At 44.5% G+C, this 26,930-nt stretch carries 19 protein-coding genes, 3 pseudogenes and 1 other annotated feature; of the genes and pseudogenes, 2 read left to right on the top strand and 20 right to left on the bottom strand.

From position 1 onward, the window contains the following. Window positions 1-339: 339 nt before the first annotated feature. A pseudogene (locus ABN702_RS10480) lies at window positions 340-3,026 on the bottom strand (cation-translocating P-type ATPase). A gap of 273 nt (window positions 3,027-3,299) precedes the next feature. Between ABN702_RS10480 and ABN702_RS10485 the strand changes: the two are divergent. Then, window positions 3,300-5,009: an Rqc2 family fibronectin-binding protein gene (locus tag ABN702_RS10485; protein ID WP_417900602.1), complete on the top strand. Its 1,710-nt coding sequence runs from the start codon at window positions 3,300-3,302 to the stop codon at window positions 5,007-5,009. A 364-nt stretch (window positions 5,010-5,373) separates the two neighbouring features. Continuing rightward, a complete protein-coding gene (locus ABN702_RS10490; protein ID WP_417900603.1) occupies window positions 5,374-6,123 on the top strand; it encodes a SurA N-terminal domain-containing protein in 750 nt (249 codons plus the stop codon). A gap of 370 nt (window positions 6,124-6,493) precedes the next feature. On the opposite strand, the gene pyrE is transcribed toward ABN702_RS10490, so the two are convergent. From pyrE to pgeF, 19 genes and pseudogenes are all read right to left on the bottom strand, one after another. Next, the gene (pyrE, locus tag ABN702_RS10495; protein WP_417900604.1) at window positions 6,494-7,126 is read right to left on the bottom strand and encodes an orotate phosphoribosyltransferase; all 633 of its coding nucleotides are present in this window, start codon (window positions 7,124-7,126) and stop codon (window positions 6,494-6,496) included. Next, window positions 7,123-7,839, bottom strand: coding sequence for an orotidine-5'-phosphate decarboxylase (gene pyrF, locus ABN702_RS10500; RefSeq protein ID WP_417900605.1), 717 nt, complete (start codon window positions 7,837-7,839; stop codon window positions 7,123-7,125). The genes pyrE and pyrF overlap by 4 nt, the downstream gene beginning before the upstream one ends. Beyond that, entirely contained in the window at window positions 7,811-8,752 is a 942-nt protein-coding gene (locus tag ABN702_RS10505; RefSeq protein ID WP_417900606.1) for a dihydroorotate dehydrogenase, read from the bottom strand. The genes pyrF and ABN702_RS10505 overlap by 29 nt, the downstream gene beginning before the upstream one ends. After that, on the bottom strand, window positions 8,749-9,525 hold the full coding sequence (locus ABN702_RS10510; RefSeq protein ID WP_417900607.1) for a dihydroorotate dehydrogenase electron transfer subunit: 777 nt from the start codon (window positions 9,523-9,525) through the stop codon (window positions 8,749-8,751). Before ABN702_RS10510 ends, ABN702_RS10505 begins: the two co-directional genes overlap by 4 nt. Beyond that, window positions 9,525-12,739, bottom strand: a pseudogene (carB, locus tag ABN702_RS10515) (carbamoyl-phosphate synthase large subunit). The gene ABN702_RS10510 and the pseudogene carB overlap by 1 nt, the downstream one beginning before the upstream one ends. Then, on the bottom strand, window positions 12,724-13,821 hold the full coding sequence (locus ABN702_RS10520; protein WP_417900608.1) for a carbamoyl phosphate synthase small subunit: 1,098 nt from the start codon (window positions 13,819-13,821) through the stop codon (window positions 12,724-12,726). The pseudogene carB and the gene ABN702_RS10520 overlap by 16 nt, the downstream one beginning before the upstream one ends. Beyond that, complete coding sequence (locus tag ABN702_RS10525) at window positions 13,818-15,107, bottom strand: dihydroorotase (protein ID WP_417900609.1); 1,290 nt, start codon at window positions 15,105-15,107, stop codon at window positions 13,818-13,820. The genes ABN702_RS10520 and ABN702_RS10525 overlap by 4 nt, the downstream gene beginning before the upstream one ends. Beyond that, window positions 15,073-15,998: pseudogene (locus tag ABN702_RS10530) on the bottom strand (aspartate carbamoyltransferase catalytic subunit). The gene ABN702_RS10525 and the pseudogene ABN702_RS10530 overlap by 35 nt, the downstream one beginning before the upstream one ends. Before the next feature lie 159 nt (window positions 15,999-16,157). Beyond that, window positions 16,158-17,465 carry a solute carrier family 23 protein gene (locus tag ABN702_RS10535; protein ID WP_417900610.1) on the bottom strand — a complete coding sequence of 436 codons (1,308 nt, stop codon included), beginning with the start codon at window positions 17,463-17,465 and terminating at the stop codon, window positions 16,158-16,160. A 152-nt stretch (window positions 17,466-17,617) separates the two neighbouring features. Further along, window positions 17,618-18,160 (bottom strand): bifunctional pyr operon transcriptional regulator/uracil phosphoribosyltransferase PyrR, encoded by a 543-nt coding sequence (pyrR, locus tag ABN702_RS10540; RefSeq protein ID WP_417900611.1) that lies wholly within the window; start codon window positions 18,158-18,160, stop codon window positions 17,618-17,620. A 208-nt stretch (window positions 18,161-18,368) separates the two neighbouring features. Next, the gene (locus tag ABN702_RS10545; protein ID WP_417900612.1) at window positions 18,369-19,283 is read right to left on the bottom strand and encodes an RluA family pseudouridine synthase; all 915 of its coding nucleotides are present in this window, start codon (window positions 19,281-19,283) and stop codon (window positions 18,369-18,371) included. Further along, window positions 19,283-19,750, bottom strand: coding sequence for a signal peptidase II (gene lspA / locus ABN702_RS10550; protein ID WP_417900613.1), 468 nt, complete (start codon window positions 19,748-19,750; stop codon window positions 19,283-19,285). Before lspA ends, ABN702_RS10545 begins: the two co-directional genes overlap by 1 nt. A 315-nt stretch (window positions 19,751-20,065) precedes the next feature. Further along, window positions 20,066-22,834 (bottom strand): isoleucine--tRNA ligase, encoded by a 2,769-nt coding sequence (gene ileS, locus ABN702_RS10555; RefSeq protein WP_417900614.1) that lies wholly within the window; start codon window positions 22,832-22,834, stop codon window positions 20,066-20,068. Window positions 22,835-22,889: 55 nt separating this feature from the next. Then, window positions 22,890-23,116, bottom strand: a binding site (T-box leader). A 95-nt stretch (window positions 23,117-23,211) separates the two neighbouring features. Further along, window positions 23,212-23,712, bottom strand: a complete 501-nt coding sequence (locus ABN702_RS10560; RefSeq protein ID WP_204413513.1) for a DivIVA domain-containing protein — start codon at window positions 23,710-23,712, stop codon at window positions 23,212-23,214. A gap of 79 nt (window positions 23,713-23,791) precedes the next feature. Further along, complete coding sequence (locus ABN702_RS10565) at window positions 23,792-24,565, bottom strand: RNA-binding protein (protein ID WP_417900615.1); 774 nt, start codon at window positions 24,563-24,565, stop codon at window positions 23,792-23,794. 83 nt (window positions 24,566-24,648) lie between these two features. After that, window positions 24,649-24,918, bottom strand: a complete 270-nt coding sequence (locus tag ABN702_RS10570) for a YggT family protein (protein ID WP_417900616.1) — start codon at window positions 24,916-24,918, stop codon at window positions 24,649-24,651. A gap of 6 nt (window positions 24,919-24,924) precedes the next feature. After that, window positions 24,925-25,383, bottom strand: coding sequence for a cell division protein SepF (locus ABN702_RS10575; RefSeq protein WP_417900617.1), 459 nt, complete (start codon window positions 25,381-25,383; stop codon window positions 24,925-24,927). A gap of 16 nt (window positions 25,384-25,399) precedes the next feature. Then, window positions 25,400-26,089 (bottom strand): YggS family pyridoxal phosphate-dependent enzyme, encoded by a 690-nt coding sequence (locus tag ABN702_RS10580; RefSeq protein ID WP_417900618.1) that lies wholly within the window; start codon window positions 26,087-26,089, stop codon window positions 25,400-25,402. Next, a complete protein-coding gene (pgeF, locus tag ABN702_RS10585; RefSeq protein WP_417900619.1) occupies window positions 26,082-26,918 on the bottom strand; it encodes a peptidoglycan editing factor PgeF in 837 nt (278 codons plus the stop codon). The genes ABN702_RS10580 and pgeF overlap by 8 nt, the downstream gene beginning before the upstream one ends. Window positions 26,919-26,930 lie beyond the last annotated feature (12 nt).

A 26,930-nucleotide genomic window follows, 5' to 3' on the forward strand; every position in this document is an offset into this window, starting at 1 on the left:
ATGTACCTTTGCAAATAAAAAGAAAAATTTGTTTTTTATTTTTTCTTTTCATTCAAGCTTTCCGCCAAAGATAAAATCTTGAGTTGATTGTAGCGGAGGACACTTGACGCCTGCGGGAGAATAGAAGGAAGTGGGAGACCCCACAGGCGAAGCCGAGGAGGCTCCCACCCTCCCCGCGGAAAGCAAGTGTCTGGAGCGGAAATCAACGGGCAAAATTAGTTGGCTATATCTTATAAATGCAACAAAGTATGCAGAAGAAATCCTAGTAAAGGAGTTATATTATTACATTATAAAACAAACGAAAAGGTAATAGAGTTTACCTCTACTACCTTTTTTATACTATACCATATTTTTCTTTGTTTTTCCTGTGAAAAGCGTTCCCACCAGTAAAAAAGTAGGAAGCGAAGCTAATCCCATAATTAACAGCCATTCCTCCGGTGCAAGAGAAACTGTGTGGAAAATGGTTTGCAACGGCGGGTAGTAGATGACAATGAGCATCAGGATGACACTTGAAATGACAGCCCCTACCAAGTATAGGTTCTGGAACGGATTACGATGATAAATGGACCGCTCACTCCTACAGTCGAATACATGTATCAGCTGTGCCATTACCAAGGTTGCAAAAGCCACCGTCTGGGCATATATCAGCTCGTCTGGATGCTGCTTATACACGATGATAAAGGCAATCAAGGTCACGAGTCCTATCAGGAAGCCTCTGCTGATGATTTTCCACCAAAGTCCTCTCGCAAACACTCCCTCTTTCGGATGTCTTGGCCTGCGTTTCATGACATTGCTTTCCGCCTGATCCAAGCCAAGTGCCATGGCAGGCAGTCCATCTGTAACCAGATTCACCCATAGGATCTGGATGGGTACGAGCGGCAATGGCAAGGCAAGCAGCATGGCAAAAAGCATGACCAGAATTTCACCGACATTGGAGGCAAGCAGGTATCTGATGAACTTTCTGATATTTTCATAGATGTTTCTTCCCTCTTTGATGGCAGATTTGATGGTAGCGAAGTTGTCATCCAATAATACAAGAGATGAAGCCTCTTTTGCCACGTCAGTCCCTGTTATCCCCATGGCAATACCTATGTCGGAAGCTTTGATAGCAGGGGCATCATTGACGCCATCCCCTGTCATTGCGACGATATGCCCTTTTTTCTGCAACGCTTTTACAATGGAAAGCTTGTGCTGGGGGACACCCTTGCAAACACATAGACATCATCCACCATTTCCTCTAGCTCTTCCTGTGTCATCTTCTGAAGCTCTTTCCCTTCAAGAACCTTTCCACCCATCGGAAGTATGCCGATGTCTGATGCTATCGCTTTGGCCGTAACAATGTGATCTCCAGTTATCATAACTGTTTTGATGCCTGCTTCCTTGCATTCCTTGACAGCTTGTTTCACTTCCGGTCGAGGTGGATCGATCATTCCTTGTATTCCTATTAGTATCAATTCTTTTTCCACATCTTTTTCTGTCATGCTATGGTGATAGTGAGTTAGCGGTTTAAAGGCGACTGCTATGTTCCTCAGTGCTTGTGACGCCAGCACATGGACAGTATCCTTTACAATGGTTTCAAATTTGGCTGTAAATAGCTGCTTTTTGCCCTCCCACAAAATAAATTCACTGACTCCACTGATGACGTCAGGTGCACCTTTTGTAATCAGGAACAACTTCCCCTGTTTATCTTCCACTACCATACTCATCATTTTTCTTTCGGAATCGAATGGGTATTCCTTTACAATTGCAAATTCCTTTAGCAGCCTTTCTTTTGTATAGCCAGCTTTCATTGCCGCAACCGCCAGGGCTCCTTCTGTCGGATCCCCATCTAAAACAAATTGATTATTCTTTTCAAGTATATTGGCATGGTTACACATCAATCCGAATGTCAAAAGTTGCTGCAGGGATTTGTTCTGGGTGGGATCTTTGGCATCATTTGCAATGAACTCTCCTGCAGGATCATAACCGTTTCCGGTAACAGTCCAGGTATTCCCCCCTGACCAGGCATGCGTCACCGTCATCTTGTTTTGTGTCAAAGTTCCTGTCTTATCAGAACAAATGACCGAAGCGCATCCAAGGGTTTCGACTGCTGGAAGTTTCCTTACGATGGATTTCTGCTTGATCATTCGCTGTACACCGAGCGAAAGTGCTACTGTCACGATTGCAGGAAGCCCCTCAGGTATGGCTGCAACCGCCAATGATACTCCGGCAAGGAACATATCGTACATATTATGTCCCTGGACTACCCCAAGGATTACCACAAGCAATGTAAGGAATAGTGCAACGATAATGAGGATTTTTCCAAGCTGCTCCAGTTTCCGTTGAAGCGGAGTGATTGTTGTTTCTGCCGATTGAAGAAGATCGGCAATTTGCCCCATTGCCGTATTCATTCCCGTTGCGACTACAATCCCCACGCCTGATCCCCTTGTGACAAGCGTACCCATAAAGGCCATATTCTCCTGATCTCCGATAGAAATATCGCCGCCTTGTACTGGTGTGTCCCTTTTCACAGCAGGAACAGACTCACCAGTCAAAGCAGATTCCTCTATTTCCAACGAGCTCGCCTGTACGATTCTCATGTCGGCACCTATCCGGTCCCCACTGGAGAATTTCACCACATCTCCTGCCACTATTTCGCGGGAGGCAACCTTACGCCATTCTTTATCCCGCAAAACAGCTACCTGCGGGGCAGAAAGTTCCTTCAGCGCCTGAAGGGATCGCTCCGCCTTCCGCTCCTGAAAGAACCCCAAAACCCCATTGATAATGACAATTGCAATGATGGCAACCGCATCGATATATTCACCAAGTAAACCCGATATTAAAGTGGCGGCCAGAAGTACAACTACCATAAAGTCTTTAAATTGCTCCAAAAACACTAAAAAGGCGTTGGGACGCTCCGCCTCTTGAAGCTCATTCGTCCCAAACTGCAACAGACGATTTTTTGCTTCTGATTCACTTAATCCGTTTTCTACATTTGAATTAATTTTTTCTACAACCTCTTCTGTTCTCATCTCATGCCATTTCATCTGTTTCACCTCACAACCTTTGCACAAAATCTATCTAACAAAGCTTATTCAGACTCGTCCAAAAAAATGATATACTTTTTAGTGTGTGTTCAAAAAGGAGGATAAAAAGAGCAAAGAAGTTCGAGGAAGCGCAGAAGCAAGCTGACGAAGAAATTCGAAGCTATATTTACCGGACTTTTTGAACATCCTCTATTAGGACTTCTGAAGATTGCTTGTATATAATTGATTTAGTCTAAAAGAAATTTGGATTGTCAAGGAAGGGAAGTAATATAGATGTCGTTTGATGGTATTTTTACATATGCAATGGTTAGAGAATTGAAGGAAAAGTTAGAAAGTGGACGGATTACGAAAATTTATCAGCCTTATAAGAATGAACTGGTGCTGACGATACGTTCCGGCAGAAGCAACCATAAGTTGCTGATCTCTGCCCACCCAAGCTACGCTCGCATTCATCTCACAGAAGAAAGCTACGATAACCCAAGTGAACCACCGATGTTCTGCATGCTCCTCCGTAAACATTTAGAGGGAAGCATCATTACAGATATCCACCAGATTGGAATGGACAGAATCATTGTTTTTGATGTGAAGGCAAGAAATGAAATCGGTGATGTGTCATACAAACAGATAATTGTGGAGATCATGGGACGCCATTCCAATATCATTTTCATTGATAAGGAACGTGGAATGATCTTAGACAGCATCAAGCATGTATCCATGTCACAGAACAGGCACCGCAGCCTGTCACCAGGACAGCCTTATGTACTGCCTCCAGAGCAGAATAAAATTCATCCTTTTGAAGCAACAGAAGATTTGGTGCAGAGGAAGATTGACTATATCGGAGGTAAGCTCGATAAGCAGCTCGTCCATACCTTTGCCGGCATCTCACCCCTTTTTGCGAAAGAGGCAGTATACAGGGCCGGTCTTGCAAATAGGCAGACACTTCCACCAAGCTTTGCCGGTCTCATAGAGGATGTCAAGTCGGGTTCCCTTGAGCCGCAGATCATAACGGCTGATAACAAAGAAATTTTCTACCTTCTCCCACTGACACATATAAAAGGAGAAAAGAAAACGTTCTCCACTTTAAGTGAACTGCTTGACCGCTTTTATTTTGGCAAAGCTTCCAGAGACAGAGTCAAACAGCAGGCAAATGACCTTGAACGATTCATTGCCAATGAAATCGAGAAAAACAAAAAGAAAATCATCAAACTTGAAAAAACTTTGGTTGATGCTAAAAATGCGGAAGTGTTCCAATTGTATGGCGAGCTGCTGACAGCAAACCTCTATCAGATAGCCCGCGGTGACAAAGAGGTGGAAGTGCTCAACTACTATAGTGAAGATGTGGAGAAAATAACCATTCCTTTGGACCCGCAGCGCAGCCCTTCTGGGAATGCACAACGGTACTTCCAGAAGTATCAAAAAGCAAAAAATTCCTTGGCTATTGTCGAGGAGCAGATTTCAAAGGCTGAGGAAGAAATCAACTATTTTAGTTTGATTCTTCAGCAAGTGGAGACAGCCTCCCCTAAAGACATACAGGAAATTCGTGAAGAGTTGGCCGAGGAAGGCTATATGAAAATGAAGCAAAAACGAAATCAAAAGAAACCAAAGCCGCAAAAACCGGTTTTGGAAGTTTATCAATCAACCGACGGCACCGAGATTCTGGTCGGAAAAAACAACAAGCAAAACGACTTTTTGACAAATAAGGTAGCAAGACGCGATGATGTGTGGCTCCATACAAAGGATATTCCTGGATCACATGTCGTGATCCGCAGCACAGATCCGACGGAAGAAACCATCAACGAAGCCGCAACCATCGCCGCCTACTTCAGCAAAGCGCGCCATTCCGGCTCCGTCCCTGTCGACTTCACAAAAGTCAGAAACGTCAAAAAACCATCAGGCGCAAAACCCGGCTTCGTCATCTACGAACAGCAACAAACCATCTACGTCACACCTAACGAAGAGATGATCATTGCGTTGAAAAAATAATTAACATGTGGAAACAGTTTAACAAAGTTCTTTTCTCAAGCCGTACAAAGGAATAATTTAGAATATAGGTATCTAGCTGTTGATTGGAGCAATAGGCGAAGACTCCTGCGGGAAGCCAACGTTCAGTGGAGACCCCACAGGCGAAGCCGAGGAGGCTCCACTAACGTCCCGCGGAAAGCGAAGCCTAGTGCGGAAATCAACAGCGGTGTTTAATCAGAAGCATAAAAAACACCAATTCAAATGTGCATATACAATTCACCCTTTTCATGAAAATTAAGAAGAATAGGGGAAATCATTTGCTTCCTTATAAAAACCATGTTTAAATGGAAAAATAGTTTTAAATGTTTCTAATGGAGGTTTCAACATGAAAAATAAACTTACAATCTTGTTAATCACTCTAATGTCCACTCTCCTTCTGGCAGCTTGTGGCGGAAATGATGACAAAGCAGCTGACAAAGATGCAAAGAAGAATGAGGACCAACCTACTGAACAGGCTCAGGCTGAAGAGGTCGATCCCAAGAAAGTCGTAGTGAAAGTAAATGGCGAAGAAATCAAAGGTGAAGAATATAACACAATGATGAAGCAGACTTCCATGATGATGATGCAATTTGGACAAGGTACTGATCCTGAAGCTATTAAAGAGCAGACTTTAAACTCTTTAATCGAACAAAAGCTATTATCACAGGAAGTAGCAAACAAAGGCTACAAGGCTTCTGAACAGGAAGTGGAAGACTACCTGGCAGAAATCAAAGCTAGCTATGAAAGTGAAGAGAAATTTGAAGAGGCCCTTAAAAGCAGCCCTCTTACAATCGACACACTTAAAAAGCAGATTGCAGATGAACTGGCTTTAGAAAAATATTTGGAAAAGGAAGTCGGTAAAACCGAAGTGACCGATGAGCAGATCCAGGAATATTATGATCAAGCCAAAGCACAAAACGATGCACAATTAAAAGAACTCTCCGAAGAGGAAAAGAAACAGCAGCAGCCATTCCCAGAGCTTGCTGATGTGAAAGAAGATATCAAAGGCCAATTGGAACAGCAGGAAACTTCCAAAAAGCTTCAAGCTATCGTAGAAGACCTGAAGAAAAAAGGCGAAATCGAAAAAATGATCTAAACATATTATAGAAAAAGGTCCACCTCATAAATCGGAGGTGGACCTTTTTCTATGTTCATTTTTCAGTAGAAAACTTCAGACTGCCTCATAATATATTTAGGTCTCCCCTGTTGATTGTAGTGCAGGGTGTGAGACTCCTCGAAAATGCGAGCATTTTCTTCGTGCGATGTATCGCTGCCGCAGCCTTCCTTGTCCTGCGGGAGCAGCGTGTCAAGGGAGACCCCGCAGGCGCTTTAGCGCCGAGGAGGCTCCCGAGGCCGCCCGCGGAAACCGAACACCCGGAACGGAAATCAACAGGGTGTTGAAAGAGGACACTTCATTTTTAGATACCTTCTTGCTTTTGCAAGATTAGTTTCGAAATGAGCCTAAATCAAAACCTCATCCACGTCTCACTCGTCGGATTCTCGAGCCATTTCCCGAGCTTCAATCGGTCGGATTCCTGCAGATAGCCTTTATCAATTGCGACATTCAACAATGTCTGATAATCACAGATGGCGTCCGCTTGAATCTGATGAGTAGTCAGATTATCCTTTGCCACTTCCAGTCCATATGTAAAGATTGCCACGACCCCAAGCACCTCACAACCGGCCACTCGCAGCGCTTCTACCGCATTGATGGAACTGCCTCCAGTGGATATGAGATCCTCCACTACAACCACCTTCTGGCCTTCCTGCACCCTTCCTTCAATCTGCTTCCCTTTTCCATGCTCCTTTGGCTTGCTTCTGACATAGCACATCGGAAGGTTCAGCTTTTCGCTCACAAAAGCTGCATGAGGAATACCTGCTGTAGCGGTCCCTGCAATCACATCCGCATCAGGATACTTTGCCTTTACAAGCTCTGCTAAAGATGTCGCAATATTATTTCTTACATCAGGATAGGAAATGGTTAAACGGTTATCACAATAGATTGGGGATTTAATTCCGGATGACCAGGTGAATGGATCACTTGGCTGGAAAAAAACCGCTTTTATTCTTAGAAGATCCTCTGCTACTGTTGTATTCATATTGTCTCCACTCCTTGCCAATGTTGTAGAATCTCTTGATATGCCTGTTTCGGATCTGCAGCTCTTGTGATGCTTCTTCCAACTACTATTTCTGTTGCACCAAGCTTCCTTGCGTCCGACGGTGTTACAATTCTGATTTGATCAGCTTTATCATCGTCTTTCATGCGGATGCCAGGTGTCACTTTTTTGAAGGTGCTTCCAAGCTTCTGTGTTAAAAGAGGCGCTTCGAGGGAGGAACAAACCACACCATCCAAACCGCTCTCCTTCGCATTATTCGCATAATGTAGCACAACATCATGAAGCGGTCGCTCTATCAGGAGTTCCTCTCTCATTCTTGCCTCTGAAGTACTGGTCAGCTGCGTCACGGCGATTAGAGCCGGCCGTCCATTGGAAGTGCAACCCTCTTCTAGGCCTTCGAGTGCTGCGCGCATCATTTCTTTTCCGCCTGCTGCATGCACATTTGTCATAGTTACACCAAGCTTTGCCAATCCACGCATTGCTTGATGGACGGTATGTGGAATATCATGAAGCTTCAAATCCAGAAATATGTCATGGCCATGATCCTGTAGAAGCCTGATGATGTCGGGTCCCTCCTGGTAGAATAGCTCCATCCCCACTTTCACATATAACTGTTCACCTTTGAAATTGGCAAGGAATGCTGTTACCTTTTCCCTGTTCGGAAAATCAAGCGCGACTATAAGCGATTTTCGCATGCTGATTCCAGCTCCTTCCGGTACACTCTGAGATATGATCAAAACCAAGTTCATGCAGTTTATATGGAAGTTCCTCGATGATGGTTGGACAAATGAACGGATCTACAAAGTTTGCTGTTCCTACCGCTACCGCACTCGCGCCTGCGAAAAAGTATTCCAGGACATCCTCTGCAGACTGTACGCCTCCCATTCCGATTATCGGAATCGTCACCTTTTGACTCACTTCATGTATCATACGAATGGCAACTGGTTTGATGGCCGGGCCAGATAAACCCCCTGAACCGTTTGCTAAAATTGGACGTCCCGTCTTCAGGTCAATGCGCATCCCAAGAAGCGTGTTAATCATCGTTAAGCCGTCCGCACCAGCTTTCTCAATTGCCATTGCAATATCCACTATATTGGAGACATTCGGTGACAGCTTGACATACACAGGCACTTCAGAAACCTCTTTAACAGCCTTCGTCACTTCAAATGCGACTTCAGGATCTGTACCAAAAGCAATTCCGCCAGTCTTTACATTCGGACACGAGATGTTCAGCTCCAGGGCGTGAACATTCGGAGCCTTAGAGACCTCTTTGGCAACCAATACGTAGTCTTCTATCTTAGAACCTGCTACATTCGCAATAATTGGGACGTCATAGTTTGCCAGAAATGGCAGCTCCTCTGACAAAACCTTCTCCAATCCCGGGTTTTGCAGACCGATTGCATTCAGCATTCCTGCATTGGTTTCTGCCACCCTGGGAGTGGGATTTCCAAACCTTGGTTCAAGCGTCGTAGCTTTAATCATGATTGCACCTAAAAGGTTTAGATCATATAGCTTTGCATATTCTCTACCAAAACCGAAGCAGCCAGATGCGGGCATGATCGGATTTTTCAAGTCCAGTCCAGGCAATTTGACATTCAGACAACTCATAATACAACCTCCCTCGCACGGAATACCGGTCCATCTGTACATACTTTTTTATAGGAATATCCATCAGGGTCATTCTGGAGGTGACAGACGCATGCAAAGCATGCACCTATTCCACAACCCATCCGTTCTTCCAAGGATAGATACACATTTCCCTCAGGATAGAGGTTTTCCAGAGCTTTCAACATAGGGGTCGGTCCACAAGAAAAGAGGGTGTGAAAGCTAGGCGTTATTTCATCCAGTACGTTTGTGACAAAGCCCTTTGTTCCGTAGGATCCATCTACCGTTGCGATATAGGTGTCCCCGAAATATGCGAAGTCATTTTTATAAAAAACATCTTCTTTCGATTGAAAACCTAGGACATGAGTCGTACGAACCCCTTTCCGATTTAATTGCTTCGTCAATTCAAGGAGTGGGGGTACCCCGATGCCTCCACCGACAATCAGGGCATGATCTCCTCTTTGCAATTCATGCAACGGAAAGCCGTTACCGAGTGGTCCTAGCACATCTACAAGATCCCCTGGCAGTTTCTTCGCTAAAAGCATGGTGCCTTTTCCCTCAGCCCGATAGGTAATTTTACATTGTCGCTTAACATCATCGATGCAAGCGATGCTGATTGGTCTTCTAAGAAGTGGATCTAGCCCTTCGCCTACACGGATATGAACGAACTGTCCAGGAGAACTCATCAAATCGACGAGCTCCCCTTCCAGTGTCATTTCGTAAATATTACGTGCAATGTTTTTTTGAGAGATTACTTTCATCCATGCTTTTTTCATTAGCTGTACACCGCCTCATTTTCTTTGCTTTCCAATGCTTCAATGGATTCAATCGAGAAGGTCATAGATTCCAATACTCTAAGAATAGCCTTAGCCGTATCAAGGGAGGTTAAGCATGGAATGCCATTTTCTACTGATTCCCTGCGAATTCTGAATCCGTCACGTGCAGGCTGTTTCCCTTTTGTCAGCGTGTTAATGACAAACTGTGCCTGGCCTTTTCGGATGACATCGATCAGATTCGGTGATTCGCCACCAATCTTGTTCACTACCGTTACCGGGATATTCTCTTCCCCGAAATATCCAGCTGTACCTGCCGTGGCCAGGATCTTGTAGCCGATTCGGTGGAACCTTTTTGCAAGCTGCAACGCTTCTTCTTTATCTTTATCCGCGATGGTGAACAGCACAGATCCATATGTCTTGATGGATATTCCTGATGCGACAAGTCCTTTATACAGTGCTTTTTCGAGAGTAATATCTTTCCCCATCACTTCCCCGGTGGACTTCATTTCAGGTCCAAGTGTGATATCTACATTTCTTAGTTTTGCAAAAGAGAAGACTGGGACTTTTACGAATACTCCTTTTGTTTCAGGTTGCAGTCCGGAGCCATACCCTTGCGTTGCTAAGCTACTCCCGAGGATGATCTTGGTTGCCACCTTTGCCATTGGTACATGCGTGATTTTACTTAAGAAAGGCACAGTACGGCTTGATCTTGGATTCACTTCGATGACGTATACTTCATTTTTGTAGATGACGAATTGAATGTTCAGCAATCCGATAATATTCAAGCCTTTTGCCAATCTTGTTGTATAGTCGATGATCTGATCCTTGATCTTTTGGCTCAGAGTCTGAGGGGGATAGACCGCTATGGAGTCTCCGGAGTGCACTCCAGCCCGCTCTATATGCTCCATGATTCCTGGGATGAATACATCCATGCCATCCGAAATCGCATCTACCTCTATTTCTTTTCCAATCATGTATTTATCAATCAATACCGGGTGTTCCGGATTGATTTTGACTGCGTTCTTCATATAATGGAGCAACTCATCAGACTTGTAGACAATCTCCATTGCACGGCCACCAAGCACATAGGATGGGCGGACAAGGACCGGATAGCCTATCGATTCCGCAATTTCAATCGCCTCTGGAATCGAGATGGCCGTTTTGCCCTTTGGCTGTGGGATGCCAAGGCTTGTTAAGGTCTGTTCAAACTTATCGCGGTTCTCTGCCCGGTCCAGATCCTCCAGTGTGGTACCAAGGATCTTCACACCTCTTGCTTCAAGTTCCGCTGCAAGGTTGATTGCTGTCTGACCGCCAAACTGTACGACTACCCCTTTTGGTTTTTCCAGATTGATAATGTTCATGACATCTTCAATTGTCAGGGGTTCAAAATATAGCTTGTCAGAGATACTGAAATCAGTTGAAACTGTTTCAGGGTTATTGTTGATGATGATCGCCTCATAGCCCGCCTCTTTAATTGCCCATACGGAATGGACGGTTGCGTAGTCAAACTCGATACCCTGGCCGATCCTGATCGGTCCTGACCCAAGCACCACAATGCTTTCCTTTTCTGTTACAATCGATTCGTTTTCCTCTTCATACGTTCCGTAATAGTATGGCGTACCTGATTCAAACTCAGCGGCGCAAGTATCGACCATTTTATAGACCGGTGCGATATCTTCCTGCAGGCGAAGCTCGTAGATGTCCCTCTCGCTTGTGGCCCACAACTTTGCAATAGTCTCATCACTGAAGCCCATTTCCTTTGCTTCAATCAGTGTGGAAAGGCATCCTTTATTACTTGTGATGAACTCTTCCATCGCCAGGATCTTATGCAATTTCTGCAGGAAAAACAGATCGATTTCGCACCATTCATGGATGGTCTGGATGGAAACCCCGCGGCGTATTGCTTCTGCGATATAGAATAATCTTTCATCCCCTGCTTTTCTGATGCGTTTTTCCACTAGGTCGTCAGAGAACCCTTCGCTTGCTTCCAGCTCAAGATAGCTGATATTGGACTCAAGAGATCGGACCGCTTTTAATATCGATTCTTCAAATGTACGTCCGATGGCCATCACTTCGCCTGTAGCCTTCATCTGGGTACCCAGCCTGCGATTGGCAGATTCAAATTTATCAAAAGGGAACCTTGGAATCTTCGTTACAATATAATCCAATGCCGGCTCGAAGCAAGCATAGGTTTTTCCTGTTACCGGGTTCATCATTTCATCAAGCGTCAGACCCACCGCAATTTTTGCAGCCAGTTTCGCAATCGGGTAACCCGTCGCCTTGGAAGCTAATGCTGATGAGCGGCTTACCCTTGGATTTACTTCAATGATGTAGTAGTTGAAGCTATGAGGGTCTAGTGCCAGCTGAACGTTGCAGCCACCTTCAATTTCCAAGGCACGGATTATTTTCAAGGACACATTGCGCAAGAGCTGATATTCTCTGTCACTTAAAGTCTGACTCGGTGCCACTACGATCGAATCGCCTGTGTGCACGCCAACCGGATCAATGTTTTCCATGTTGCAGACGACAATTGCGTTGTCATTACTGTCGCGCATCACTTCGTACTCGATTTCCTTGAATCCGGCGATGCTTTTCTCTAGAAGGCATTGTGTCACCGGGCTGTTTTTCAGGCCGCTTGTCACAATTTCATCCAATTCTTCCTTGTCGTTACAGATCCCCCGCCTGTTCCCCCGAGCGTATAAGCAGGTCTTACAATGACTGGATAACCAACCCTATCCACGAATTGGTAGGCTTCATCGAGGTTTGTGATAATGTCACTTTCCGGAACAGGCTCGCCCAGTTCATTCATCAGTGTGCGGAAAAGGTCGCGGTCTTCCGCTTTTTGGATGGCGGATAGCTTTGTTCCTAGGATCTGGACGTTACACTCCTCCAATACACCCGCTTCTGCAAGTTCCACTGCCAAGTTAAGTCCTGTTTGTCCGCCTAGCGTAGGAAGAAGGGCATCAGGACGTTCCTTGCGGATAATCCGGCTGACAAATTCCACAGTCAATGGCTCCATGTACACTTTATCCGCCATTTCCTGGTCCGTCATGATGGTGGCAGGATTGGAGTTTACGAGAATAACACGGTAGCCTTCTTCTCTTAGTGCGATACATGCTTGTGTACCTGCATAGTCAAATTCTGCTGCTTGACCGATTACGATTGGTCCAGAGCCGATTACTAGGATGGTTTGAATGTCTAAACGTTTTGGCATGCTAGTTCCCCCTTCTTCGCTTCTTTGATGAGTTCCATGAATTGATCGAACAGATAATTGGCATCCTCAGGACCAGGGCTTGCCTCCGGATGATACTGCACAGTGAATACTGGATAGTCCTTATGCTTCACACCTTCAACGGTGCCATCGTTTAATGCTCTATGTGTCACTTCGAGTCGAGTATTGGCAATCGATTCTTCAGTTACAGTGTAACCGTGGTTCTGGGAAGTGAGTGCAACCTTGCCTGTACGAAGATCCTTGACAGGATGGTTCGATCCTCTATGTCCGAACTTCATTTTTTCTGTGTCTGCACCGCTTGCCAAAGCAAACAACTGGTGGCCGAGGCATATCCCAAAAATTGGAACCCTGCCGAGCAAACCTTGAATCATGGTAATTGCTTCCGGGACATCCTTTGGATCCCCAGGACCGTTTGACAGCATGACGCCATCAGGGCTCAGCTGCATGATTTCTTCGGCTGTTATGTTGTATGGGACCACTACTACATCACAGCCCCTTTTGTTCAGTTCGCGGAGTATTCCATGCTTCATACCGAAGTCTACGAGTACAACCCTGTACCCACGTCCTGGACTTGGGTATGCTGTTTTGGTGGAAACCTGCTCCACCTGATTGGTTGCCAGAGTCGTCGCTCTGAGTTTGTTGATCACCTCGTCGCGGTCCACGTCGAGTCCGCATAGCGCCCCCTTAAGTGTTCCGTATTGGCGGATGATACGAGTCAATTTTCTTGTATCAATCCCTGCGATACCCGGTATATCCTTCGCTTTGAAAAATTCGTCCAATGTCCACTGATTACGGAAGTTGGATGGGTAATCGCTCACCTCTTTTACAATGAAGCCATGGATGGCAGGGTGGATGGATTCAAAATCATCACGATTGATTCCGTAGTTGCCCACCAATGGATAAGTTAAAGTCACAAGTTGTCCGCAATAGGATGGATCAGATAAGATTTCCTGATATCCTGTCATGCCTGTATTAAAAACCACTTCGCCAATAGAGTCCTTTTCGCTGCCAAAGGCCTTTCCTATAAAGAAAGTGCCATCTTCTAAGATTAGTTGTCGATTCATACTTGAACACTACCTTTCTGCCAAACTAGTTTTCCATCTACTATTGTCATTACTGGCCATCCTTTACACTCCCACCCGGCAAAAGGAGTGTTTTTTCCTTTTGAAAGGAAGCTGTCCGGATCAATCGCTGCTGACCTATCCAATTCGATGATGGTCAGGTCAGCAGGTGAACCTGCCTCCAATTTTCCGAATGGAAGCTGGAATACTTCTGCAGGCTTTACTGTCAACCAATCAAGAAGCTGCTTTAGTGTGAACGTTCCTTTTTCTACAAAATTTGTGTACAGCAAAGGAAAAGCTGTTTCCAGTCCGACTATGCCAAATGGTGCTTTTTCCATTCCCTCGGCCTTTTCTTCTGCAGTATGCGGTGCATGGTCTGTTGCAATGAAATCGATGGTCCCATCCAGCAGACCTTCAATCAGTGCCTCCTGATCCTGTTTTCCTCTTAATGGAGGATTCATTTTGAAGTTGGAATCAGGGCCTGGTATATCCTCTTCGGAAAGAAGCAGATGATGCGGGCTTACCTCGGCTGTCACCTTAATTCCTTCTTTTTTGGCATCACGGACTACTCGTACCGATTCTTTTGTGCTGATATGGCATACATGATAGTGGCAGCCTGCCGCTTCGGCAAGGAGAATGTCCCTTGCGATATGAACGGATTCACATACGGAAGGAATGCCGTTCAGTCCATGTTCCTTTGAGAATTTCCCTTCATGTACCGCACCCTTGTTGATCAGTGTGTTTTCTTCACAGTGCGCCACAATGGCCATGTTCAACGATGCTGCTTTTTTCATCGCTGCAAGCATTTTGGATGCATCCTGTACTCCCACTCCGTCGTCTGTAAAAGCAAATGCACCAGATCTCTTCAACTCTTCAAAGTTGGTAAGCTCTTCCCCAAGCTGTCTTGTCGTGATGCAAGCGTATGGAAGCACCCGTACATTTGCAGTTTCTGCGATTCTATTGTTCAGCCATTCCAGCTGCTCTTTCGTATCTGGTGTTGGTCTTGTATTTGGCATTGCGCAGATTGTTGTAAAACCGCCCTTAGCCGCTGCCATTGTTCCGGTTTCAATCGTTTCCTTCTTTTCGCCGCCCGGTTCTCTCAGGTGGACATGTACATCAATGAATCCTGCCGAAACCAAGTTTCCATCAAGCTCTATCACTTGTTCTGTCCCAGTTGCTTCAATATAGGAGGAGATGTTCGCTATTTTACCGTTTTGAATCAGGACATCCACCTTTTCCATTTCTCCTTTGGAATTAAGCCATTTCCCATTCTTTAGTAATGTTGTCATGTTTATTTCCTCCTTCAATTTTTGTCAGGGCTCTCTTTAAAACTGCCATTCTCATATACAGGCCATTTTCCATCTGCTTGAAGATTCTTGAACGCTCACATTCTACCAGTTCTGTGGCGATTTCCACTCCGCGGTTTATTGGAGCCGGATGCATGATGATGCTTGTCGATTTCATTCTCTTTTCTCGCTCTAATGTCAATCCGTATTGCTGGTGATACTCATCCACTACGTTTTCTTTCGCGTGGTGCCTTTCATGCTGAATTCTGAGCAGCATGACGACATCACTTGTTTCAATTGCTTCTTCCATTGTGATGTAGGCATCATCAGGAAAGTTTTTATCTTTCCATTCCGGAGGTGCGACAAACTTTACTTCCGTGCCCAGTCTTTCCAGCACCTCCGCATTGGAGCGGGCTACCCGGCTATGGCGGATATCTCCGATGATGGTTACTTTCATTCCATGGAAGGTTCCGAATTCCTGATAGATTGTCATCAGATCAAGCAAGGATTGTGTCGGATGGTGCCCACAGCCATCACCACCGTTTATGATTACGGCATCAATGGTATGTAATTGTTCAAAATACGCCTCGGATGGATGTCGGATGACAAGTGCATTCACCCCAAGGGACTGCAGGGTCTTGGCGGTATCATACAAGCTTTCCCCTTGTTGACACTTGATGTGCCCACTTCAAAAGGTAGTACTTGTAATCCAAGTTTTCTTTCAGCCACTTCAAAGCTGCATTTTGTCCTTGTACTGGATTCATAGAACAGGTTGGCCACAAATGTCTGTTTTTCAGGTGTCCATTCTTTTCCCTGTTGGAATGAGATCGCTTCTTCTATAAGCTCAAAAATCTCTTCATTTTTTAAATCACCCATGGTCCGTAAATGTCTCATCTTTTAACCTCCCATTGATAAAAAAACACCCTGTCCTGAGTCGGAAGGGTGTTTTTTGGCATGCGCAAGTCTACAAGTCATGGATGCAGTTATACATCCCCTTGTGCCTTTGCTTTAGCCATTCACCCTTCTCAGCCTCTCTGGACTTCTTTTAAAAGGTTAAGCTACTTTATTTTGCTTTTCATTTGCTTCTTTTCCTGCTTTTTGTTCAGGCAGGATCAAGTTCAATACCACACCGATGATGGCCGCTAATGCCATGCCTGCAATCTGGAAGTCTTCGATTTTCACAAACGCTCCCCCGACACCGATGACCGTGATGACGGATGAGATGATCAGGTTTCTATTGATGCTGAAATCCACTTTATTATCAATCAACATACGCAGTCCGCTTGATGCGATGATCCCGAAGAGAAGGATGGACACGCCTCCCATTACCGCGCTTGGGACCGTACTGATCAATGCCGAAATTTTACCGATAAATCCGAAGATGATGGCGATGATTGCCGCGCCTCCGATGACGAAGACACTGAACACTCTCGTGATTGCAAGTACTCCTATGTTCTCTCCGTAAGTCGTGTTTGGTGGTCCACCGATCAATGAAGCAATCATGGTGGCAACCCCGTCTCCAAGGATTGACCTGTGCAGGCCTGGTTTCTCTACAAAAGGCCTACCCACTACTTTGCTTAATACCATCTGGTGTCCGATATGTTCAGACAGGGTCACAATCGCAACCGGTACCATGATGAACAGGATGGAAAGATTGAAATTTGGTGTATAGCTGACAAAAGGTATCAAGAAGTTTGGTGCTTCAATCCAATCCGCTTCTTTCACAACACTCAGATTAACCAGTCCTGCAAAGTAAGCGGTGATATATCCCCCGATGATCCCGATCAGAATCGGGATCAGACTGAAGATCCCTCTTAGAAAAATGGTACAGCCTATTGTAATGGCCAAGGTTGTCAGTGCAACCATCAGATGCTTCACACTATAGATCAATTCCGCTTCAGGTGCCCCTGGATTTTCGTACATTGCCATGTCGACCGCCACTCCTGCCAGACCCAATCCGATCACGATGATGATGGGTCCCACCACAACCGGTGGCAACAGCTTCAATATCCATTGATGTCCGAGCTTTTTAATCATAAGGGCAACTACTCCATATGCAAGCCCAGCCATGAAACTCCCGATCATCGCTGCCCCCGGGCCATGTAATTGCGATACAAGAATGATCGGTGCGATAAAGGCGAATGATGACCCCAGATATGCCGGGATTTGCCCTTTTGTAATCAATAGATAGGCAAGGGTTCCAAGTCCGCTTGACATCAAGGCCACAGCAGGGCTCAACCCTACTAGCATCGGTACTAAAATCGTTGCACCGAACATCGCGAACAGGTGCTGCAGGCTCAGTATCAGCCACTTTGGTTTACTTGGTACTTCATGTATGTCTAAAACAGGTTTTTCTCTCATAGGGTAGGACCTCCAATTTTTTTCATAAAAAAACTCTTTGTGCTTTTTGAGGCACAAAGAGGTAGAGAGGTCCCTAAAACGCTTGCGTACAAGCGGGTCTAGAGCCAATTTACCCCTTTGCGGCCTCACGGGACTGCTTTTAAAAGGGTCTGTTATTTATCATGTATACTTACTTGATCGTTATTGTCTATTTCAGATAATTCGACGACAATCTTTTCCGAGCTAGCTGTTGGAATGTTCTTTCCAACAAAGTCCGCTCTGATCGGCAGCTCCCGATGACCTCTGTCAACAAGAACAGCAAGCTGAATTTGAGACGGTCTTCCAAAATCCATCAGGGCATCCATCCCTGCACGAACCGTCCTGCCAGTGAAAAGCACGTCATCCACCAGAATCACTTTCTTATTGGTGATGGAAACCGGAATGTCCGATCCCTTTACCAAAGGCTCATTATCCTGTGTCTTTGTGGTAAGGTCATCACGATATAATGTGATATCCAGTTCACCAACCGGAATCTCTTTATCCTCTATTTCATTGATTCTCGAAGCCAATCGTTTGGCGAGGTGAATTCCCCTTGTTTTTATTCCAACCAGGACGGAATCTTCTACACCTTTGTTACGTTCAATGATTTCGTGTGCAATGCGGGTCAAGGCTCTTCGAATGGCTTGTTCATCTAAAATTATCGCTTTTTCCGACATTCTAAGCCCTCCTCTTTTATCAGTGTTTTCGTAACGACTCATACAAAAAACCTCTCACCGTATGATGAGAGGTTTTTGTACACGAAAATAGAGGGACAGTATAGAACTCATCCAATTTTCGTATATCCGTTACCTTCTCAGCCTCACGGGACTGTCGTTTAAAGGTCTTATTCAACTGTTATGATTATCTCAAAATAACTTTAGGCTGTCAACGATTTTTTAAAACTTTGAGAATATGCTCGAAATCTGCAGGAATCGGCGCCTGAAATTCGATGTATGCTCCCGTACGGGGATGATCGAAACCTAAAACGCCAGCATGCAGGGCCTGGCCCTCAATATCCAATGTCTTTTTCGGTCCATATTTCGGATCACCTGCTAATGGATAGCCGATATATTTCATATGAACACGGATTTGATGCGTCCTGCCCGTTTCAAGCTGGCATTCTACATGGGTAAAATCCTTGAACCGTTCCAGAACTCTGAAATGAGTAACGGCATTTCTGCTGTTTTCATCCGTTACTGTCATCGCTTGACGATCTTTTTTGTCACGTCCGATAGGTGCGTCAATTGTTCCGACATCATGTGAGATCACACCATGGACAATCGCTTCGTATTTTCTGGTCACGGATTTGGCTACAAGCTGATTCACCAATTTTTCATGTGCAAAATCATTCTTTGCCACCATCAAAAGGCCACTTGTATCCTTATCGATTCGATGCACGATTCCAGGGCGCAAAACTCCGTTAATGCCGGAAAGATCCTTGCAATGAGCCATAAGCCCGTTAACAAGCGTTCCTGACGCATGGCCAACAGCCGGATGTACCACCATGCCTCTTGGCTTGTTTACGACAATTACATCGGAGTCCTCAAAATAGATATCCAGATCCATTTCTTCAGGAACAACATCCAGTGCTTCTGGTTCTGGAATAAGTACAGTAATCGTGTCTCCCACGCTGCATTTATAATTCGGTTTCGTTTTTTCGCCATTTACTAGAACATGTCCCTCTTTGATCCATTGCTGAACCTGTGACCTTGACCATTCATCGTGCTGACTGGAAATCGCCTTGTCGATCCGATCATTCTTCTGTGTTTCATCGATGTGTATCTGTACTGTTTCTTCCATTAATTTGTATTCTCCTTCTCTTTCTTACCTTCTAGTAAGGTTAACACTAAAATTATTCCAACACCAATCACCAATGCAGAATCCGCTACATTAAAGATCGGGAAATCGTACGAGAAAATAAAGGTGTTGATAAAATCGATCACTTCCTGATGAAGCAGGCGATCGATAAAGTTTCCGACAGCGCCTCCAAGCATGAGACTTAATGCAAGTTTCATCCATTTCTGATCATTCGGCAGCTTCTGCAGATAGATGATCAATCCAATCACAACCCCCATGGTGATGATGTAAAAGAAATACATCTGTCCTTGCAGGATTCCCCAAGCAGCACCCTGATTGCGATGGGAGGATAAATAAAGGAAGTTTTCGATTATTGGGATATTCTCCCCTAGTTCCATGTATTGTACAACCAGATATTTTGTTACTTGATCCACTATTATGATAAAAAGTGCAATTAAATAATATATCACCAATGGTACCCCCAGCCCTATTATATGTACCTTTGAATTATAGCAAATAAGGGATGGTAAATAAAGCTGGTTGTTGATGGGTTGGGGATGTTGGAGGAGTTGTTTCGGCGAATCTGGCTTACTGCGGGTATTTGTCACATTAATTATGGGGTATTACTGGTAAGAGGTGGTGCTGTCTTCACGTAACTGGGGTAATTCTTCGCTCCGTCCTTTTCTCACGCAACTCCATCTTATCCTCACGTAACTCGCAATAATCCTCACACAACAATAAATAAAAAAAAACCGCCAGGCAAAGCCCAGGCGGGGTCAAACAAATCAAGCAGTATAATTGTCCTTCACAACTGATGCACAACGTTTGCATAGGGACGGGTGATCGAAATCCTGCCCTACCTCTGGTGTGACAACCCAGCAACGATCACATGTTTCGCCTTCTGCTGGTGCTACAACAATGGCAACATTATCAAAGCTTTGAGCTTCTGCTGGTGCCTGTTCCTTGGAATCGGAAATTTCAAGCCCTGAAACGATGAACAATTGCTGTACATTTTCCTCGATTGATTCAAGCAAAGCTTTTGTTTCAGCGTTAGGGTATAACGTGATTTTTGCTGCCAAGGACTTCCCGATTACTTTTTCGTTACGGGCAATCTCAAGCGCCTTAAGCACATCATCACGTAATGTCATGAAGTTATCCCACTTCTCTTCGATTGCATCAGCATTGTCCACTGACAATACATCCGGCATATCAACCAGCTGTACGCTTTCCTCTTTCACGAACTCAATATGTGACCAAACCTCATCTGCAGTGTGCGGAAGAATAGGTGTAACCAGCTTGGTAAGTGCAAGCAGTGTCTCATAAAGAACTGTTTGGATCGCACGGCGGTCATGCTGGTCTTTTCCTTCTATATAAAGGATATCCTTGGCAAAGTCAAGATAGAATGAGCTTAGTTCAATCGTGCAGAAGTTATGGACTGCATGATAGATTCCGGCAAATTCATAGTCTTCATAGGACTTTTTCACTTTGGTGATCAGATTGTTTAGCTTTACGACCATGTAACGATCCACTTCACGAAGATCCTTCACATCAACTGCATCAGCCGTTGGATCAAAGTCAGCCAGGTTTCCAAGCAGGAATCGGAATGTATTGCGGATCTTGCGGTACACTTCTGCAACCTGTTTTAAAATGTTATCTGAAACGCGAACATCAGATTGATAGTCAACAGATGCGACCCAAAGACGAAGAATATCCGCTCCTAATTGGTTCATTACCTTGGAAGGCAATACAACGTTCCCAAGGGATTTACTCATTTTGCGTCCGTCTCCATCAAGAGCAAACCCGTGACTCAGAATTCCTTTGTAAGGCGCTTTTCCAGTAACTGCCACACCTGTTGTCAAGGAAGAGTTGAACCAGCCGCGGTACTGGTCAGAGCCTTCAAGATAAAGGTCTGCCGGGCGCTGCAAGTCATCTCTTTCCTCAAGAACTGATTGATGGGATGATCCAGAGTCAAACCAGACATCCATGATATCCATTTCTTTCGAGAAGGTTCCATTTGGGCTGCCTTCATGTGTGAAGCCCTCCGGTAAAAGATCTTTCGCTTCTCTTTCAAACCAGATGTTGGAGCCGTGCTCTCTGAATAGTGCAGATACATGATCAATCGTTTCATCCGTGATGATTTCCTGGCCATTCTCCGCATAAAATACCGGAATCGGAACCCCCCATGCACGCTGGCGAGAAATACACCAGTCTCCACGGTCGCGAACCATGTTATACAGGCGGGTTTCTCCCCAAGCAGGTACCCACTTCGTTTCCGCTACCGCTTGTAGAAGTTGATCTCTGATTTTATCGATCGATGCAAACCACTGAGCTGTGGCACGGAAGATGGTTGGCTTCTTCGTGCGCCAGTCATGCGGATAAGAGTGAGTGATGAAGTTCAGCTTCAGCAATGCTCCGGCTTCCTGAAGTTTTTCTGTGATCGGCTTGTTTGCCTCATCATAGAACAGACCTTCGAAACCTGGCGCTTCTTCCGTCATATTCCCTCTTGAATCAACAGGACATAGTACATCCAAGCCGTATTTTTTACCGATGACAAAATCATCTTCTCCATGTCCTGGTGCAGTATGAACACATCCTGTACCGGCATCAGTAGTAACATGATCGCCCAGCATAACAAGTGATTCGCGGTCATACAATGGGTGTTTTGCTACGATATGCTCAAGCTCGGCACCTTTCACTGTTTTGACAACATGAGCTGTTTCCCACTCCATTGTCTTGGAAACGGACTCTACAAGCTCAGATGCGATTACATATCTGCTTCCTTCCACTTCCACAACGCTATATTCCAATTCGGGATGTACGGCAATCCCTAGGTTTGCAGGAATCGTCCATGGAGTAGTGGTCCAGATGATAAACTGCTCGTTATCCTCCAACACGCCTTTTCCATCTGCAACTTTGAATGCAACATAGATGGATGGAGAACGCTTATCCTGGTATTCGATTTCGGCTTCAGCGAGTGCAGACTCACTGGAAGGAGACCAATAGACAGGCTTTAATCCTTTGTAGATCAGGCCGTTTTTCGCCATATCTCCAAAAACCTTGATCTGCTGTGCTTCATATTCAGGCTTAAGCGTGATATAAGGGTTGAACCAGTCACCACGTACACCAAGTCGCATAAACTGTTCACGTTGACGGTCAACCTGTTCATACGCATATTCTTCACAAAGCTTACGGAAGTCTGCCACAGACATTTCCTTGCGTTTCACTTTTTTGTTTTTTGTCAAAGCCGTTTCAATAGGAAGACCATGAGTATCCCAGCCTGGTACATAAGGTGCATGATAGCCGCTCATTGACTTGTAGCGGACGATTATATCCTTTAATACTTTATTCAGGGCATGACCCATGTGGATATCGCCATTCGCATATGGAGGTCCATCATGAAGGACATACATCGGGCGGCCCTTTGTGCGCTCCTGCACTTTTTCATAGATCTTCATTTCATCCCAGTTCTGCTGAATCTGTGGTTCGCGGTTAGGTAAATTCCCTCTCATCGGGAAATCGGTTTTTGGCATCAATAACGTATCTTTATACTCCATTGTCTTTCCTCCAACAATCCATTTTATAAAAAAATAAAAAAGTCCCCTCATCCCTAAAAGGGACGAGAGAACTCCCGTGGTACCACCCTAAATTGACTTAGCAAAAAATAAGTCCGCTTTAGTATCCTTAACGTGGATAAACCGATCGAACTTACAGGCAGGCTGCGTTCAGTCCGATACTCCAGGGTGATCTTCGCTCCTTCGCTTTTCACGGGCTTCCACCATCCCCGAGTCGCTTGTAAAAGTGTATGAAGAAACTACTATCCCTTTCAACGTTTTGTTTTATAAGTATGATAAGTTCACATATATAAATAGCTTATGGTAAAAACATTAATTTGTTTCGTTATTATACTGAATATAGCCTTAATTAGTCAAGGTTATACTCTATTTTCTTCTAATTCTTTCTCTTTTTCCTCATATTCCATCAGATGATCCCAATCGTCGTTATCAATCAGTTCCAACTGTGCTTCAACCAGCATTTTGAAACGATTGCGGAAAATTTTGGATTGCTTCTTCAATTCGTCAATTTCAACTTGAAGCTTTCTGGATTTTAATAGGGATTCATTAATGATGCGATCCGCGTTTTTTTCTGCTTCTTTAATGATAAGCTTTGCTTCCTTTTGAGCATTTCGTCTGACATCTTCTGCAGATTCCTGCGCGATAAGGATGGATTTATTCAGAGTTTCCTCAATTGTGTTGAAGTGGGTCAAGCGACTGTTGAGTTCTTTGACCTTCTCTTCGAAATCCTTCTTTTCACGGATGACCAATTCATAATCTTTGATTACCTGATCCAGAAACTCGTTTACTTCATCTTCATCATAGCCTCTGAAAGCCTTGTTAAACTCTTTATTATGAATATCAAGCGGTGTTAAGGGCATAGCTGCCACCTCCATTAAAATCTCTATTATTTATAAACATAATTCGACAGCAGTACTGAAATTCCTTCTGGAAGTTGAATTATTTTTGTTTTCCTACAATAATTCTCCATTTTTCCTTTTTCGTCTTTCCATCAATTGTCAGCAATTTACTTCGTCCGAAGCCTCTCACAGAAAGGATGTCACCTTCCCTGCATTCGAAGGACGACTGCTCCACCACTTTCCAATTGACCTTGACTTTTTTTGCTCCAATCAGCAACTGGGCCTTTTGCCTGGAAAGGTTATAGATGGATGCTAGCATGACATCCAAGCGCAGCGAAGCGGCTGTAGTTGAGGCTTCTTCCCAGGCGGTTTGAGGGCTTACAACATCGGAGAGGGGAATGTTCTGCAAGGACACTTTCACCCTGCCCACTTCCTGAAGCTGCATTTCCACATACGAGCTGACCTCTTCGCCAATTATCAGCTGCACTTTTTTGTCGTGGAAATAGATATCCCCAAACTTGCTTCGCTTCAATCCGATTCCCATCAATGAACCAAGAATCTGTCGATGCTCGATTTGGACAAACTTTTCCGGATAAGAAATGTCGTATGCTTTAAGCTGGAAATCCTCCATTCCTGGAGAATAGTAAGAAGGATACAGAAATGCTCTTTTCCGTTCAGCACCCTCTGCACCACCAAAAAGCCTAATCTTGACTTCATCGTTTGCTCCAATAATGCTCTGGATGATCTCTTGCTCACGAGGATCAAGGAAATCTGTCAGTTTTGGAGCATATTGCTCATTAACCGTTTCCTTCCATTCAAGAACCTGATCAATAAATTCATGTTCTTCCGGTCGGAAATGCATATAAATACTCAATCTGATCACCATCACATAGGGTTCTATAAGCTCAACTTCACAAAATATAAGTAGGGAACCATGATGGATTCCCTACTTGACCATTAAACCAATCCTAACATTTGGAAAAGTTGCCCCAGACCTGCCGTTGCGAAACGCAACACTAAAATCGCGACAATCGGGGAAATATCAATCATTCCCAGCGGCGGAATAAATCTGCGGAACATTTCCAAATACGGCTCACAGATTCTAGCCAATATCCTTCCAATGGAAGATTCCCTAGCACCTGGGAACCAGGACATGAAAATGTAGATGACTAAAGCTATCATATAAAAGCCGACCAGCTGTTGAATTAAATTTAATACTAATCCCATAAACTCCTACCACCTTTTATCGCTAAAGTCGTCCTGCTCCTGGTGCATGATTTCCGAAATGGATCCGGAGACATCCACGTTATCAGGCGTACAAAGGAATATGTTTTGGCCTACACGCTGAATGTCGCCGCCCAAAGCATATACGGTTCCACTAAGAAAATCAACGATTCGCTTTGCCTGGTCGTGGTCAATCCGTTGGAGATTCACAATGATGGCGCGGCGCCCCTTCAGATGGTCTGCAATATCCTGGGCTTCCGAATAGGACCTAGGCTCAAAAAGAACCACTTTGGAAGAGGAGGATTTCTGGACACTTTGCAAGCTTACCACATTTTGTTTAGGCTGATGCGTTGCGGACCTGGTTTTCCTTGTTTCTTCCACCATTTCCTCTTCATATTCTTCTTGTTCTTTGTATTCATATTCATCATCTAGCGCAAAAAAGCTTTTGAATTTTGATTTAATTGTCATTCCTTACACCTCCAAATTATTGTTCGCTCCCGACAAGAGCACTGCCAATTCTAATGAAAGTAGCCCCTTCTTCAATGGCAATCATGTAATCATTGGACATTCCCATGCTAAGCTCCGTGCACGGTGCATAAGATAGATTCATGGCTTTGATTTTTTCCTGCAGGTCCTTCAGGTCACGAAAGCATGTTCTTAAAAGCTTTTCATCCTCGGTGTAAGGTGCCATCGTCATTAAGCCTACTAATTCAATATTTGTAAAAGGGGATAAATCCTTCACAAATTCCGCTACTTCTTCCGGCTCAAGTCCATGCTTGGATTCTTCACCGGATACATTTACTTGAATAAAACATTTTACAGGTTGGGTTGCTCGTTTATGTATTTCCTCAGCCAAAGAGATTCGGTCCAATGAGTGAATATAGGAGACCTTATCAATTATTTTCTTCACTTTCTTTGTTTGCAGTGAACCGATGAAATGCCAGACAGCCTTATCGGACATATGCTCCCACTTTTCCAATAGCCCTTCGTCCCGGTTCTCCCCAAAATGAACGATTCCACTTGAAAGGGCCTCTTCCGTTCTTTCGACGGATACGTATTTCGTTACTGCCACTACCTTGATTTCATCAGGATTTCTATTGGACTGAAGGCATGCCAGATGAATATTTTCCTTGATAGTAGTCAGATTCCGCTGAACAGAAATGCGCTCATCCATTGTTCTGTACCCCTTTCATCCCAATAAAACTCATCATTCTCCCAGTCTTTCCATTATCTCTCCTATGGGAGAAGAACAGCTTATCATGAGTGCTTGTACAATAGGAGCTACAGCTGATGTTCTCTCTCGGTACTCCCGCAAGCAAAAGCAATTCCAGATTAACCAGTTTAAGATCTAAGCTATATTGCCCTTGGGAAGTCTCTTTATAAACAGTCGGAAAGATTTCTTTTGGCAATATGCCTTTTACTTGGCCAAGAACGTAGTCATCCACAATATAAGCATTTGAGGAGATGGAGGGTCCAATTGCAGCTTGTATCTCATTTGGAGAAACTCCCTCCTCCATCCAACGTTGTACCATTTTGCCGCCAATGTCCTGAACGGTCCCCTTCCAGCCTGCATGTGCCAAGCCTATGAGAGAATGCTTGGGTGAATGGAAATACAACGGTACGCAATCTGCAAAGCACAAGGTTAGTAAAATATCTTCCTTATCTGTATAAATCCCATCTGTCTTAGGTACCGCTGTATCATAGCTTGTTACCCCTCTACCGATGGATGATTCATTTATCTTTTCAATCTGGGCATCATGCACCTGATCACATCCTACCCAGTTAGAAAGAGGGAAATGAATGGACCGGGCAAGAATTTCTTTGTTCTCTCGTACTGCCTCATCCTGATCGAACACATGCAATCCCATGTTGAAGGAAGTAAAAGGACCTTTGCTTACTCCACCTGTTTTCGTCGTAAAACCTGTCACAAGTTTGGAGTTGGCCACTTCCCAACCTGGTATCGACAAATATTGTTCTGATTGTTGAATAAAAGGCTCTCGCATGCTAGACACCTT

It is taken from the genome of Bacillus haimaensis, from assembly GCF_048270625.1.
Classification (GTDB): Bacteria; Bacillota; Bacilli; order Bacillales; family Bacillaceae_I; genus Sutcliffiella_A; species Sutcliffiella_A haimaensis.

What these genes read in the sequence shown, in the direction of transcription:
- ABN702_RS10485 (WP_417900602.1), top strand. Translation starts at nt 3,300, where the DNA reads ATGTCGTTTGATGGTATTTTTACATATGCAATGGTTAGAGAATTGAAG.
- ABN702_RS10490 (WP_417900603.1), top strand. Translation starts at nt 5,374, where the DNA reads ATGAAAAATAAACTTACAATCTTGTTAATCACTCTAATGTCCACTCTC.
- pyrE (WP_417900604.1), bottom strand. Translation starts at nt 7,126, where the DNA reads ATGAATACAACAGTAGCAGAGGATCTTCTAAGAATAAAAGCGGTTTTT.
- pyrF (WP_417900605.1), bottom strand. Translation starts at nt 7,839, where the DNA reads ATGCGAAAATCGCTTATAGTCGCGCTTGATTTTCCGAACAGGGAAAAG.
- ABN702_RS10505 (WP_417900606.1), bottom strand. Translation starts at nt 8,752, where the DNA reads ATGAGTTGTCTGAATGTCAAATTGCCTGGACTGGACTTGAAAAATCCG.
- ABN702_RS10510 (WP_417900607.1), bottom strand. Translation starts at nt 9,525, where the DNA reads ATGAAAAAAGCATGGATGAAAGTAATCTCTCAAAAAAACATTGCACGT.
- ABN702_RS10520 (WP_417900608.1), bottom strand. Translation starts at nt 13,821, where the DNA reads ATGAATCGACAACTAATCTTAGAAGATGGCACTTTCTTTATAGGAAAG.
- ABN702_RS10525 (WP_417900609.1), bottom strand. Translation starts at nt 15,107, where the DNA reads ATGACAACATTACTAAAGAATGGGAAATGGCTTAATTCCAAAGGAGAA.
- ABN702_RS10535 (WP_417900610.1), bottom strand. Translation starts at nt 17,465, where the DNA reads ATGAGAGAAAAACCTGTTTTAGACATACATGAAGTACCAAGTAAACCA.
- pyrR (WP_417900611.1), bottom strand. Translation starts at nt 18,160, where the DNA reads ATGTCGGAAAAAGCGATAATTTTAGATGAACAAGCCATTCGAAGAGCC.
- ABN702_RS10545 (WP_417900612.1), bottom strand. Translation starts at nt 19,283, where the DNA reads ATGGAAGAAACAGTACAGATACACATCGATGAAACACAGAAGAATGAT.
- ileS (WP_417900614.1), bottom strand. Translation starts at nt 22,834, where the DNA reads ATGGAGTATAAAGATACGTTATTGATGCCAAAAACCGATTTCCCGATG.
- ABN702_RS10560 (WP_204413513.1), bottom strand. Translation starts at nt 23,712, where the DNA reads ATGCCCTTAACACCGCTTGATATTCATAATAAAGAGTTTAACAAGGCT.
- ABN702_RS10570 (WP_417900616.1), bottom strand. Translation starts at nt 24,918, where the DNA reads ATGGGATTAGTATTAAATTTAATTCAACAGCTGGTCGGCTTTTATATG.
- ABN702_RS10575 (WP_417900617.1), bottom strand. Translation starts at nt 25,383, where the DNA reads ATGACAATTAAATCAAAATTCAAAAGCTTTTTTGCGCTAGATGATGAA.
- ABN702_RS10580 (WP_417900618.1), bottom strand. Translation starts at nt 26,089, where the DNA reads ATGGATGAGCGCATTTCTGTTCAGCGGAATCTGACTACTATCAAGGAA.
- pgeF (WP_417900619.1), bottom strand. Translation starts at nt 26,918, where the DNA reads ATGCGAGAGCCTTTTATTCAACAATCAGAACAATATTTGTCGATACCA.